Source organism: Kitasatospora sp. NPDC001309 (assembly GCF_042896295.1).
Lineage (GTDB): Bacteria > Actinomycetota > Actinomycetes > Streptomycetales > Streptomycetaceae > Kitasatospora.
The window spans coordinates 95,666-108,590 of record NZ_JBIAXC010000032.1; the positions used below are offsets into that span (position 1 = coordinate 95,666).

Annotated in this window: 9 protein-coding genes, 2 pseudogenes and 1 riboswitch; of the genes and pseudogenes, 8 read left to right on the forward strand and 3 right to left on the reverse strand. The window is 72.3% G+C overall.

Annotated features, from left to right (window positions below):
- Positions 1–136: 136 nt before the first annotated feature.
- Positions 137–1,174 (forward strand): MazG family protein, encoded by a 1,038-nt coding sequence (locus ACFY2K_RS28515; protein WP_375884502.1) that lies wholly within the window; start codon positions 137–139, stop codon positions 1,172–1,174.
- A gap of 19 nt (positions 1,175–1,193) precedes the next feature.
- Here ACFY2K_RS28515 and ACFY2K_RS28520 read toward each other — a convergent pair whose 3' ends face one another.
- Entirely contained in the window at positions 1,194–1,619 is a 426-nt protein-coding gene (locus tag ACFY2K_RS28520) for an SDR family NAD(P)-dependent oxidoreductase (RefSeq protein ID WP_375884505.1), read from the reverse strand.
- Positions 1,620–1,921: 302 nt separating this feature from the next.
- On the opposite strand from ACFY2K_RS28520, the gene ACFY2K_RS28525 reads away from it, so the two are divergent.
- The 7 genes and pseudogenes from ACFY2K_RS28525 (at position 1,922) to ACFY2K_RS28555 (ending at position 9,995) form a co-directional block, all read left to right on the forward strand.
- Complete coding sequence (locus ACFY2K_RS28525; RefSeq protein ID WP_387715191.1) at positions 1,922–3,223, forward strand: cytochrome P450; 1,302 nt, start codon at positions 1,922–1,924, stop codon at positions 3,221–3,223.
- Positions 3,224–3,432: 209 nt separating this feature from the next.
- A riboswitch (cyclic di-AMP (ydaO/yuaA leader) is annotated at positions 3,433–3,603 on the forward strand.
- A gap of 1 nt (position 3,604) precedes the next feature.
- Positions 3,605–4,387 (forward strand): transglycosylase family protein, encoded by a 783-nt coding sequence (locus tag ACFY2K_RS28530; RefSeq protein ID WP_380588701.1) that lies wholly within the window; start codon positions 3,605–3,607, stop codon positions 4,385–4,387.
- A gap of 280 nt (positions 4,388–4,667) precedes the next feature.
- Complete coding sequence (eno, locus tag ACFY2K_RS28535; RefSeq protein WP_375884514.1) at positions 4,668–5,954, forward strand: phosphopyruvate hydratase; 1,287 nt, start codon at positions 4,668–4,670, stop codon at positions 5,952–5,954.
- A 163-nt stretch (positions 5,955–6,117) separates the two neighbouring features.
- Entirely contained in the window at positions 6,118–6,600 is a 483-nt protein-coding gene (locus tag ACFY2K_RS28540; protein WP_375884516.1) for a septum formation initiator family protein, read from the forward strand.
- Positions 6,572–7,108 (forward strand): annotated as a pseudogene (locus ACFY2K_RS28545) (DUF501 domain-containing protein); the annotation flags it as partial. The gene ACFY2K_RS28540 and the pseudogene ACFY2K_RS28545, both read left to right, overlap by 29 nt.
- Positions 7,109–7,257: 149 nt before the next feature.
- Positions 7,258–8,199: an exopolyphosphatase gene (locus ACFY2K_RS28550; RefSeq protein WP_380397637.1), complete on the forward strand. Its 942-nt coding sequence runs from the start codon at positions 7,258–7,260 to the stop codon at positions 8,197–8,199.
- 428 nt (positions 8,200–8,627) lie between these two features.
- The gene (locus tag ACFY2K_RS28555) at positions 8,628–9,995 is read left to right on the forward strand and encodes an NAD(P)/FAD-dependent oxidoreductase (RefSeq protein ID WP_350509113.1); all 1,368 of its coding nucleotides are present in this window, start codon (positions 8,628–8,630) and stop codon (positions 9,993–9,995) included.
- A gap of 238 nt (positions 9,996–10,233) precedes the next feature.
- On the opposite strand, the gene ACFY2K_RS28560 is transcribed toward ACFY2K_RS28555, so the two are convergent.
- Both ACFY2K_RS28560 and ACFY2K_RS28565 read right to left on the reverse strand, forming a co-directional pair.
- Positions 10,234–12,789 carry an ABC transporter permease gene (locus ACFY2K_RS28560; protein ID WP_375884521.1) on the reverse strand — a complete coding sequence of 852 codons (2,556 nt, stop codon included), beginning with the start codon at positions 12,787–12,789 and terminating at the stop codon, positions 10,234–10,236.
- Between the two features lie 44 nt (positions 12,790–12,833).
- Positions 12,834–12,925: pseudogene (locus ACFY2K_RS28565) on the reverse strand (ABC transporter ATP-binding protein); the annotation flags it as partial.

The following is a 12,925-nucleotide window of genomic DNA, read 5'->3' on the forward strand; positions in this document are numbered from 1 at the left end:
CCCCCGGCGGCCGGCGGTGTTCAGGTCGGCGGCCGTCCACGGCGGTTCACGGCGGTTCCGGGCCCGGCCCGGGGCCGCCGTTCGGCCGCCGGCCACCGGCCGGGCCCGGGGTGCCCGCGGCGGGTAGGTTCGAGGGGTGACGACGAATGCTGTGCCGACGGACGCTCCGGGCGCGAAGTTGATCCTGCTGACCACCACCCACCGGGTGGCCCCCGGCCTGCTGGCGTGGCCGGCCTGGGAGGCGCTGCGGTCGGCCGGGCGGGTGCTGGTCGGGGACGAGGGGCACCCGCAGGTGCCGGCGGTGCGGCAGGCCGGGGTGGCGGTGGAGGTGGCGCCGGCCGGGTCGGCGCCGGCGCTGGCGCGGCTGCTGACCGGGCAGCCGGCCGGGGCGGGGGCGACGGTGTGGCTGGGCGGCCCGGACGGGGACCCGGGGCTGACGGACGCGCTGGCCCGGCTCGCGGTGGAGCACGCCGGGGAGGTGCCGGAGATCGAGGTGCTGCCCGGCTCGTACGACCTGCCGGGGGCGCGGCTGCTGGACCTCGCCTCGGTGATGGACCGGCTGCGCTCGCCGGGCGGCTGCCCGTGGGACGCCGAGCAGACCCACGAGAGCCTGGTGAAGTACCTGGTCGAGGAGGCCTACGAGCTGGTCGAGGCGATCGAGGAGGGGGACCGGGACGCGCTGCGCGAGGAGCTGGGCGACGTGCTGTTCCAGGTGTTCTTCCACGCCCGGGTCGCGGAGGAGCACCCGACCGATCCGTTCACGATCGACGACGTGGCCGGGGACATGGTCGAGAAGCTGCTGTACCGGCACCCGCACGTGTTCGGGGACGTCGAGGTGGCGGGCGCCGACGAGGCGGAGGCGAACTGGGAGCAGTTGAAGGCGGCCGAGAAGGCGGACCGGGAGTCCGTCCTGGACGGCGTGCCGGCCGGGCTGCCGGCGCTGGCGTACGCGGCGAAGCTGGTGTCCCGGGTGCGCCGGGCGGGCTTCGCGGGGGTGCCGGACGAGCCGTACGAGCTGCCGCGCGAGCTGACCGCCGAGTCGGCGGGCCGGCTGCTGCTGGCGGTGGCGCAGCGGGCGCACGACGCCGGGGTGGACGTGGACGCGGCGCTGCGCTCGGCCGCGCGCGGCTACCGGGACGCGGTGCGCGCGGCCGAGGGGCTCCGGCCGGAGTAGACCTCGGTGGCGGGGCGGCTCAGGCCGCCGTCGCCGTGCGCTCGGTGGCGCACCGCTGCGGCGGGACGAGCTCGCCGATCGCCTCGCCGATCAGGACGACCAGTTCGGCGAGGCGCTCCAGGTCGAGGTGGGCGGGCAGGTCGGCGAGGGAGACGATCCGCTCGCCCCTCGGCCCCGCCACGCAGAAGAGGTCGATCGGACCGAAGTGCTTCTCGGCGGTGTCGACCAGCGCGGCGACGTCGCTGGGCCGGCGGATGTCGCCGGAGACGCCGACCACGGGGCAGCCCGGCCGGTCGAGTTCGGAGGCGAGGTCCTCGGCGATGCCGACGTGGGTGTCGGCGATCAGCATCCCGGCGGTGCCGGCCGCGGTGAACCGGCGGGCGAGGTCGGCCCCCGAACCGCCCGCGAGTACCGCGATGACGACGACTGCTCCGCTGACCGTCATTGGTCCAGCTCCTCCCTGCGGGCGACACCGCACCGGCGCCCGCGCGTACTTCGGAGGATCGTAGGCAGGTCCTGACCCTCCGCAACAGGGATTACCCCTCAGGTGACCAGGCTCACGCCTGCCGCCCGGCCAAGAGCTGGCCAAGGCCCGTCCACGCACCGTCCACGGGCCGTCCACGGAGTGTCGGCGTTCCGCTCGCGCGCCGGTCACGGACGGTTCGCGCGGCGGTGGCCTCCGGCCGGCCGCGGGGGCGCGTGCGCCGGTGGTCCGGGCCCCTCCGGTCCAGCGGTTACGGTCGACCCATGCCAGCTCAGCCCGAGGGCGCCCAGCCCGCCGTCCAGCCCGACCCGCAGCTCTTCACCTGGGAGTTCGCCGCCGACCCGTACCCCGCCTACGCCTGGCTGCGCGAGCACGCCCCGGTGCACCGCACCACGCTGCCGAGCGGGGTGGAGGCCTGGCTGGTGACGCGCTACGCGGACGCCCGGCAGGCGCTCGCGGACGGCCGGCTCTCGAAGAACCCGGCGCACCACAGCGGGCAGGCGCACCGCACCGGCCGGGTGGGCATCCCGGGGGAGCGGCAGGCGGACCTGATGACCCACCTGCTGAACATCGACCCGCCGGACCACACCCGGCTGCGCCGCCTGGTGTCGAAGGCGTTCACGCCGCGCCGGGTGGCGGAGTTCGAGCCGCGGGTGCAGCAGCTCACCGACCGGCTGATCGACGGCTTCGCGCAGCGCGGTTCGGCGGACCTGATCCACGAGTTCGCGTTCCCGCTCCCCATCTACGCGATCTGCGACATGCTCGGCGTTCCCTCCGAGGACCAGGACGACTTCCGGGACTGGGCCGGAATGATGATCCGGCACGGGGGCGGCCAACGCGGCGGCGTGGGGCGGGCGGTGAAGCGGATGCGGGCGTACCTGCTGGAGCTGATCCACCGCAAGCGGGCGGACCTCGGGGACGACCTGATCTCCGGCCTGATCCGGGCGAGCGACCACGGCGAGCACCTGACCGAGAACGAGGCCGCCGCGATGGCCTTCATCCTCCTCTTCGCCGGGTTCGAGACGACGGTGAACCTGATCGGCAACGGGACGTACGCGCTGCTGCGCAATCCCGGGCAGCGGGCCCTGCTGCAGGAGTCGGTGGCCCGCGGCGAGACCGCGCTGCTGGAGACCGGGATCGAGGAACTCCTGCGCTACGACGGGCCGGTGGAGTTGGCGACCTGGCGGTTCGCGACCGCTCCGCTGACCATCGGCGGGGTGGAGATCCCGGTCGGGGACCCGGTGCTGGTGGTGCTGGCGGCGGCGGACCGCGATCCGGCCAGGTTCTCCGACGAGAACACCCTCGACCTGGCCCGGAGCGACAACCCGCACCTGGGGTTCGGGCACGGCATCCACTACTGCATCGGAGCCCCGCTGGCCCGGCTGGAGGGGCGGTCCGCGCTGGCCACGCTGCTTTCCCGGCTGCCGGATCTGCGGCTGGCCGAAAGCCCGGAGAATCTGCGCTGGCGGGGTGGCCTGATCATGCGTGGATTGCGCGAACTTCCGGTCGAATTCAGTCCGGAGCCCCGGTCGCCGCACAGTCGTCCTGAGGCCACGACACGCTGACGAAGCATCCGGAACCGGCCACCGGCGGTGGTATGAACGCTCATCAAACCGGACAAAGCCCCGCCGTTGGTAGGCGATCGAACACGGGCCGTAATTCTTGTGTGATGTCGGTGATATGAGCTTGTGATTCGTCTGAGGATCTGTCTAGTCTCCGTGGAGTTCGCAGCTGCGGACCTCGTGCGCGGACGCCGAATCCTGCCCGCCGCGTCACGGGAAACCGACCAGAACCCTGGGCAGGGGCGGGGGAACCAGGTTTGTTGCCGTTCCTCCACGGCTCGGGGTGAAGCCGCCCGCGCGGAATCGATTCCGCAGACGGCGGCCGGGCCACCTCCCGGTCCGAACCCGACAGCTCACCTCGCAGGCGTGCGGAGAGGGACCTTCATGCTGTTCGTTGGAACCGGCCGTCATCGCCGTCGCACCCAGGCCGAGAAGGCCATCGCCGTCGCCGGTGTGGCCGGCGTCGGACTCGCACTGCCGCTCCTCTCCGCCACCGGCGCCTCCGCCGCCCCGGCCTCCGTCTGGGACTCCGTCGCCCAGTGCGAGAGCGGCGGCAACTGGAGCATCAACACCGGCAACGGCTTCTCCGGCGGCCTCCAGTTCACCCCCAGCACCTGGAAGGCGTACGGCGGCACCGCGTACGCGGCGCAGGCCAACCAGGCCAGCAAGGGGCAGCAGATCGCCGTCGCCGAGAAGGTCCTCGCCTCGCAGGGCCCCGGCGCCTGGCCGGTCTGCTCCCAGAAGGCGGGCCTGAGCAAGGGCGGCGCCCCGGCCCAGGTGGACACCTCCTCGGACGCCAAGCCGCAGAAGCAGCAGGCCCAGAAGCAGGCACCCAAGCAGCAGGCCCCCAAGGCCGCCGCCAAGCCCGCCCAGCCGAAGCCGGTCCAGCAGTACGCGCCGAAGCACGCCGCGCCGAAGCAGGCCGAGCAGCCCGCCGCCCCGTCGGCGCAGCAGTACGCCCCCAAGCACGCCGCCCCGCGGGCCGCGCAGGCCCCGGCCGCCACGACCGGCCACGACTACACCGTCCGGGACGGTGACACCCTGTCGGGCATCGCCACCGCCCAGGGCGTGTCCGGCGGCTGGCAGGCGCTCTACGACGGCAACCGCACCACGGTCGGCGGCAACCCGGACATGATCGTGCCCGGCCAGGTCCTGCACCTGGGCTGAGCCGGACCGTTCCACGGCGAACGACACGCTGGACACGTAGGGGGCCGCGCCCGGCGGCCCCCTACGTCCGCGTTCGCCCGCCCCGATGGACGCCCCGGTGGGACGCACCGGGACGAGCAGGTGAACTACCGGTGGGTAGCCGGGCCACACGGTGAGACGCAGCCCGGGCCGAGGTGGCCCCGGGAGCCCGGGCGGTTAGGCTCTGGTCGTAACGACTCCGCAATCGTCCGGCCGACAGCACCACCCGCAGCCGGACCCTGCTTCCGCAAGGAGATGCTTCGTGCCGTCCATCGATGTCGTCGTAGCCCGTGAAATCCTCGACTCCCGCGGCAACCCCACGGTCGAGGTCGAGGTCGGCCTCGACGACGGCAGCACGGGTCGTGCCGCTGTTCCGTCGGGTGCCTCGACCGGCGCCTTCGAGGCGCTCGAACTGCGCGACGGCGACAAGAACCGTTACTTCGGCAAGGGCGTGGAGAAGGCCGTCCTGGCCGTCATCGAGCAGATCGGCCCGGAGCTGGTCGGCTACGACGCCACCGAGCAGCGCCTGATCGACCAGGCCATGCTCGACCTGGACGCCACCCCGGACAAGTCCTCGCTCGGCGCCAACGCCATCCTGGGCGTCTCGCTGGCCGTCGCGCACGCCGCCTCCGAGGCCAGCGACCTGCCGCTGTTCCGCTACCTGGGCGGCCCGAACGCCCACGTCCTGCCGGTCCCGATGATGAACATCCTCAACGGCGGCTCGCACGCGGACTCCAACGTCGACATCCAGGAGTTCATGATCGCTCCGATCGGCGCGGAGTCCTTCTCCGAGGCCGTCCGCTGGGGCGTCGAGGTCTACCACACCCTCAAGGGCGTGCTGAAGGAGCGCGGCCTGTCCACCGGCCTCGGCGACGAGGGCGGCTTCGCGCCGAACCTGGACAGCAACCGCGAGGCCCTGGACCTCATCACCGAGGCCATCCAGAAGGCCGGCTACGTGCCCGGCCGCGACATCGCGCTGGCCCTGGACGTCGCCGCCTCCGAGTTCTTCCAGGACGGCGCCTACCAGTTCGAGGGCAAGGCCCTGTCGGCCGCCGAGCTCATCGAGTACTACGCCGAGCTGGTCGCCTCCTACCCGCTGGTCTCCATCGAGGACCCGCTGGACGAGTCGGACTGGGACGGCTGGAAGGCCATGACCGTCAAGCTGGGCGACAAGGTCCAGCTGGTCGGCGACGACCTGTTCGTCACCAACCCGGCCCGCCTGGCCAAGGGCATCGAGACCGGCACCGCCAACGCGCTGCTGGTGAAGGTGAACCAGATCGGCTCGCTGACCGAGACCCTGGACGCCGTCGAGCTGGCCCAGCGCAACGGCTACCGCTGCATGATGTCGCACCGCTCCGGCGAGACCGAGGACGTCACCATCGCCGACCTGGCCGTCGCCACCAACTGCGGCCAGATCAAGACCGGTGCCCCGGCCCGCTCCGAGCGCGTCGCCAAGTACAACCAGCTGCTGCGCATCGAGGAGATCCTCGACGACGCCGCCGAGTACGCCGGCCGCGGCGCCTTCCCGCGGTTCAAGCACGAGGGCTGAGCGCGCCCGGGCCGGGCGGCGTCCGGCCCTGATCCCGGGGGCCCGCGGCCCCCGGTAGCGCACGCCTGACCGGTGCCCCGCCGCTCACCCCGTAGGGTGGACGGCGGGGCACCGTCGCGACCAGGAGGGGATACGGGAGATGGCTGGCTGGAGGATCCCGGGCTTGGCGGCCCGGCCTCGGTTCACGAGCCGGGCGACCGTCCTCGTCCTGGTGCTCTGCTCGCTGGTGGCGATCCTGGCCTACCCCACGCGGCAGTTCATCTCCCAGCGCGCCGAGATCTCCGCCCAGCGGGCGAAGGCCGACCACGCGCGCCAGCAGGTCGACCAGCTGCGCCGGGACAAGGCGCGCTGGCAGGACCCGGAGTACGTCAAGGCGCAGGCCCGCGCCCGGCTGCACTACGCGGTGCCGGGGGAGACCCCGTACATCGCGGTGGACCCGGCCGGGCCGGCCGCCCGGCCCTCCGCGCCGGCCGGTTCGGCCACCGCCGCCGCCGACGCGGCCGCCGGCCCGGCGAAGGCCGACAAGCCCTGGTACACCAGCATCTGGGACTCGGTGGACGCCGCCGACACCGTCGCGCTGGCCCCCGCCGCACCCCGTCCGCTCCCCCCGTCCTCCGTTGGAGACCCCACCCCCCATGACCACTGAGAACCACCCCGCCGTCTCCGACGCCGACGTCGCGGCCATCGCCGCCCAGCTCGGCCGGGTGCCGCGCGGCCTGCGCGGTGTGGCGCACCGCTGCCCCTGCGGCAACCCCGACGTCGTGGAGACGGCCCCCCGGCTGCCGGACGGCACGCCGTTCCCGACGCTGTACTACCTGACCTGCCCCAAGGCCGCCTCGCTGATCGGCACCCTGGAGGCGGAGGGCGTGATGAAGGACCAGACGGCCCGGCTCGCCGAGGACCCGGAGCTGGCCGCCGCCTACCAGAAGGCGCACGAGGACTACATCGCCCGGCGCGACGCGATCGAGGTGCTGGAGGGCTTCCCGAGCGCCGGCGGCATGCCGGACCGGGTGAAGTGCCTGCACGTGCTGGTCGGCCACTCGCTGGCGGCCGGAGAGGGCGTCAACCCGCTCGGCGACGAGGCGATCGGCATGCTGGAGGACTGGTGGGCCAAGGGCCCGTGCGTCTCCCCGGCGGAGGTCGAGGCGGCCGGTGACCGGGTGCTGCGCAACCGCGCCAAGGACCAGGACCACGAGGCCGTGATCGCGGCCAAGCAGCAGAAGACCGCCGAGCGGGCCGCGAAGAAGCGCGCCGCCGAGGACGGCACGGCGGGGCAGGACGCGACGGCGGAGCAGGAGTCCGAGTGAGCACGACCCGTGTGGCCGCGATCGACTGCGGCACCAACTCGATCCGGCTGCTGGTCGCCGACCTGGACCCGGAGACCGGCGAGATCACCGACCTCGACCGCCGCATGATCATCAACCGGCTGGGCCAGGGCGTGGACCGCACCGGCCGGCTGCACCCGGACGCGCTGGAGCGCACCTTCGCCGCCTGCCGCGAGTACCGGGAGGTCATCGCGGGCTTCGGCGTCGGCCCGGAGCGCACCCGCTTCGTCGCCACCAGCGCTTCCCGGGACGCCGAGAACAGCGACGAGTACGTCAAGGGCGTGCGCGACATCCTGGGCGTCGAGCCGGAGGTGGTGAGCGGCGAGGAGGAGGCGCACCTGTCCTTCGTCGGCGCCACCAAGGAGCTGGCCGGCGGGCCCTTCCCCGCCCCCTACCTGGTCTTCGACCTGGGCGGCGGCTCCACCGAGTTCGTGCTCGGCGGGGCGCAGGTCCAGGCGGCGCGCTCGGTGGACATCGGCTGCGTGCGGCTGACCGAGCGGCACTTCGACGGCGCGGAACTGCCCTCGCCGGAGCAGATCGCGCAGGCCCGGGCGCACGTGCGGGCCGAGCTGGACAAGGCCGAGGAGGTCGTCCCGCTGACCGGTGCGGCCACCCTGGTGGGCCTGGCCGGGACGGTCACCACGGTGTCCGCGATCGCCCAGGACCTGCCCGCCTACCAGTCGGAGCGGATCCACCACTCCCGGATCAGCCGCGAGCGGGTCGCCGAGATCGCCCGCGAGCTGCTGGCCGCCACCCACGCCGAGCGCGCGGCCATCCCGTCGATGCATCCGGGCCGGGTGGACGTGATCGCGGCGGGCGCGCTGGAACTGCTGGAGATCATGGACCGCACCGGCGCCGCCGAGGTGGTCGTGAGCGAGCACGACATCCTGGACGGCATCGCCTGGAGTACGGCCTCCTGACCGTCCGCAGGCCTTACTCCACCGGCCCCGGCGCCCCTTTCGGGGTGCCGGGGCCGGGGCGCGCCCGGGTGCGTGCGAGAACCTTCGTGAATTTCTTCACATGGCGATCCAGTCTTTCGTCGCACCCCGTGGCCCGCTACGCCCGAATTGTGAGACCGAAGGCCCTTCGGTCGTACGGCCCCTTGGATCGCAGGTCAGGCCTCGTTCAGGGTTTGAAAATCGAAATCACGAGCGGGAACCCGGGCGCTGTACGGATCGTTGCTGCTCAGCCGGGTAGTGCTCCGGCGCACGTTCACGAGGGGCCCCCGGGGCCCGTGAGCCGGTGCGCCGGGCCGGTTTTTGCGGGCGCGCAGTGTAGCACGGGGTGTCCATGAGCTTGTGACCGGGCTCACGAAGGCTGCTCCGGACGGTGCTGGATACTTTCGGATATGAGCACCACGGAGCGTCCTCGCATCCTCATTGTCGGCGGTGGTTACGTCGGCCTGTATGCCGCGATGCGCATCCTCAAGAAGATGCGCTACGGCGAAGCGACCGTCACGGTCGTCGACCCGCGGTCGTACATGACGTACCTGCCCTTCCTCCCCGAGGCGGCCGGCGGCAACGTCGCGCCCCGCAACCTCGTCGCGCCGCTGCGCAAGACCCTCAAGCAGGCGGAGGTGCTGACCGGGTCCGTCACCGGCATCGACCACGCCCGCAAGGTCGCGACCATCCAGCCGGCGGCCGGCGACAGCTACGAGCTGCCCTTCGAGTACCTGGTCGTCGCGACCGGCTCGGTCTCCCGCACCTTCCCGATCCCGGGTCTGGCGGAGAACGGCATCGGCATGAAGACGGTCGAGGAGGCCATCGGCCTCCGCAACCACGTCATGGCCCAGCTCGACAAGGCCGAGTCCACCTCGGACGAGGAGGTCCGCCGCAAGGCCCTGACCTTCGTCGTCATCGGCGGCGGCTTCGCCGGCATCGAGACGGTCGCCGAGGTCGAGGACATGGCCCGCGACGCGGCCAAGCTGTACAAGACCGTCAGCCGCGACGACATGCGCTTCGTCGTCGTCGAGGCGGCCAACCGCATCCTCCCCGAGATGGGCCCGGACCTCGGTCTGTGGACCAAGGAGAAGCTCGAGGAGCGCGACATCGAGGTCTACATCGAGACCTCGATGGACTCCTGCGTCGACGGCCACGTCGTGCTGAAGAACGGCATGGAGATGGACGCCGCCACCATCGTGTGGACGGCCGGCGTGAAGCCGAACCCGGTGCTGGCCAACTTCGGCCTGCCGCTGGGCCCGCGCGGCCACGTCGACACCGCGCCGACCCTCCAGGTCCAGGGCTTCGACTATGTCTGGTCCGCCGGCGACAACGCCCAGGTCCCGGACCTCGCCGCCGGCGAGGGCGCCTGGTGCCCGCCGAACGCCCAGCACGCCTGCCGCCAGGCCGTCGTCCTCGGTGACAACGTGATCTCCGGCATGCGGGGCTTCCCGCAGAAGGAGTACAAGCACAAGAACCTGGGTGCGGTCGCCGGTCTCGGCCTGCACAAGGGCGTGGCGATCCTCTTCGGCAAGTACAAGCTGAAGGGCCGTCCGGCCTGGTGGTTCCACCGCCTGTACCACGGCGCGATGGTCCCGACCTTCAACCGCAAGGTCCGCGTCTTCACCGACTGGACCCTCGCGATGTTCCTCAAGCGCGAGGCGGTCGGCCTCTCCCAGATGGAGAAGCCGCAGCTTCCGATCCAGGAGGTCACGCCGCCCACCAAGCCCGTCGAGGCCGCCAAGCCGGCCGCCGACAAGGAGCTCGCCAGCAAGTAAGCGACTGGACCCCGGTGTGGGAGCGCCGGGGTATGAGTCGGAGGCCCTCCGCCCGGCAGTGTCGCCGGACCACGACCTCCGTGGTGCTCAGCCGGCCGTGCGACCGGGCGGAGTACAGCAGTAGTGGAGCCCCTGCCGAGAACCCTCCGGCAGGGGCTCCTGCCGTGCCCCCGCGGTGCGTGCGCCCGCCCCCGGCCGCGGGTGCGACCGGGGGCGGGCGGAGCCGGCCGACGGGGCGTCAGTCGGTCTTGATGCTCGACAGGATGTCCAGCTTGGCGGCCCGGCGGGCCGGCCAGATCGCGGCCACCAGGCCGACCAGCCCGGCCAGGCCCAGGAAGAGCGCCAGCTGGCCGTACGGCAGGACGGTGGTCAGCCCGCTCAGGCTGGACTTGAGCGTCCCGTTGATCGCCCAGGCGATGAAGCAGCCGAGCAGCAGGCCGATCCCGGCGCCGAAGAGCGAGATCACCACCGACTCCAGCCGGACCATCCGCTTGATGCCGCTCCGGTCCAGGCCGATCGCCCGCAGCATCCCGATCTCGCGCTTGCGCTCGAAGACCGACATGGCCAGCGTGTTGATCACGCCCAGGACGGCGATCAGGACCGCCATGCCCAGCAGGCCGTACATCAGGTTCAGCGCGAAGGTGATGACCTGGCTGAACTGGTCCCGGACGTCCTGCTTGGACTTGACCTCGATCACCGGGTTGGCGCCCGTGGCGTCCTTGATCGACTGCTTGAGCCCGGCGGTGGCGCCGTCCTTGCCCTTGACCAGGACCTGGGGGACGTACGGCTTCGGCTCGTGCTTGGCGATCTCGCTGTTGGCCAGCAGGACCGGGCCGAGCATGCCGCCCTTCTCGTACACGCCGCCGACGGTGAGCTGACCGGTGGAGCCGTCCGGGTAGGAGACCGCCATCGTCGAGCCGGTGGTGACGTTGAACGTGGTGGCGACGTCCTGGTCCACCAGCAGTCGGCCCTGGCCGAGGCCGGCGGTGGAACCGCTGCTCAGCTTGATGTCGACGACCTGCTCCAGGACGGCCGGGTCGAGGCCGGTGATCTCCTTGTAGGTGCCGTTGAGCTTCCAGTCGGTGGAGGTCATCGGCGAGGAGGCGGCGACCCCGGGGGCCTTGGCGATCTGGGCGGGCACCTGCTCGGAGAGGCCCATCCGGTTGGCGGCCGAGACGAGGTAGTCGGCCTTCATCGACTTGGTGACGGCCCGGTCGATGGTGTCCCCGACCGAGGTGCCGATCACGGTCAGACCGGTGACCAGGGTCAGTCCGATGGTGAGCGCGGCGGCGGTGGCCGCGGTGCGGCGCGGGTTGCGCACCGCGTTCTGCTGGGCGAGCTTGCCGGGAGTGCCGCCCAGCCCCCGCAGCAGCGGGCCGACCAGGGCGACCACCGGGCGCGAGAGCAGCGGAAGCAGCACGAACACGCCGATCAGGGCCAGGAAGGCACCCGCGCCGACCGGCATCCGGCCGCTGTCGTTGCCGGTGGAGGCGCCGTAGGCGATCAGCGCCAGGCCGCCGCCGGCGAGCACCGAACCGATGCTGTTGCGGACCACCAGGCTCTTCTGACTGGTCGGCTGGTCGCCGCTGCTCATCGCCGCCACCGGCGCGATCCGGGCGGCCCGCACGGCCGGCAGCAGGGCGGACAGGACCGTCACCAGGACGCCCACCACGAGGGTCACCACGACGGTCATCGGCTTGATCACCAGCGCGCCGCTCGGCATGTTCTCGTCCAGCGAGCCGATCAGCGACTGCATCCCGGCGCCGATCCCGACCCCGGCCAGCAGGCCGGCCGCCGCCGAGACGGTGCCGATCAGCAGCGCCTCGATCAGCACCGAGCGGGTCACCTGCTTGCGGCTCGCGCCGATCGCCCGCAGCAGCGCGAGCTCCTTGGTGCGCTGGGCGACCAGCATGGTGAAGGTGTTGGCGATGATGAAGATGCCGACGAAGAGCGAGATGAAGGCGAAGACCAGCAGCATGGTGCGCATGCTGTCGGTGCCCTTGGTGATCTGCGCCTGCTCGTCCGCCTGCAGCTTGGCGCCCGTCTCGACGTCGAAGTGCTGGGCGGCCGGGAGCTTCGACTCGACCTGGGCGAGCAGCGCGTCCTGGGAGGTGCCGGGCTTGGCGGTGAGCACGACGCTGCTGTAGCGGCCCGGCTCCAGCAGCGTCTGCTGGGCGGTGGCCCGGTCGAACAGGGTGAGGGTGCCGCCGGTGTTGACCACCGGGTCGTCGGTGGTGAAGACACCGGTGAGCTTCGCCTCGATCACCGGACCGTTGGCGGCCACCCGGACGGTGTCGCCGACCTTGTAGCCCGCCTTGTCGGCGGTCCTGCGGTCGAGGGCGACCTCCTTGGCGTTCTTCGGCCCCTGACCCTCGGTCATCGGGTAGCGCGGGTCCCGGCCGTCCTGGCCCGGGGCGAAGTTGGCGCCCTTGGCCGACCAGACCTGGCCGATCAGGTTGCCCTTCTTGTCGGCGACCCCGGTGAAGCCGCCGGCCACGCCGCGCGCGCTCGCCGTGCCGGGCAGTGCGGCCAACTGCTGGACGGTGTCGTCGGTGAGGCCGGCGCCGGCCTCGCTCTTCTGCTTGGCCGAGGCGCCGGAGCCGGCCGCGCGGTCCACGACCTGGACGGCGACGTCCGAGTAGCTCTTGGAGTTGCTGTCCCGCAGGGCCTTGCCGAAGGTGTCGGAGAAGACCATGGTGCCGGCGACGAAGGCGGTGCCGAGCATGACGGCCAGCGCCGTCATCAGCAGTCGGCCCTTGTGGGCCAGCACATTGCGCAGTGCGGTGCGATACATGAGGTGTCCTGGGGAGGTTCGAGGGCTTCGGTCGGCTCGCTGGCTCAGCTGGTGCGGCCCTTGGCGTCGAAGCGGCGCATGCGGTCCAGGACGGTGTCGGCGGTGGGGTTGTGGAGTTCGTCGACGATCTTGCCGT

What these genes read in the sequence shown, in the direction of transcription:
- ACFY2K_RS28555 (WP_350509113.1), top strand. Translation starts at nt 8,628, where the DNA reads ATGAGCACCACGGAGCGTCCTCGCATCCTCATTGTCGGCGGTGGTTAC.
- ACFY2K_RS28525 (WP_387715191.1), top strand. Translation starts at nt 1,922, where the DNA reads ATGCCAGCTCAGCCCGAGGGCGCCCAGCCCGCCGTCCAGCCCGACCCG.
- ACFY2K_RS28560 (WP_375884521.1), bottom strand. Translation starts at nt 12,789, where the DNA reads ATGTATCGCACCGCACTGCGCAATGTGCTGGCCCACAAGGGCCGACTG.
- ACFY2K_RS28530 (WP_380588701.1), top strand. Translation starts at nt 3,605, where the DNA reads ATGCTGTTCGTTGGAACCGGCCGTCATCGCCGTCGCACCCAGGCCGAG.
- ACFY2K_RS28520 (WP_375884505.1), bottom strand. Translation starts at nt 1,619, where the DNA reads ATGACGGTCAGCGGAGCAGTCGTCGTCATCGCGGTACTCGCGGGCGGT.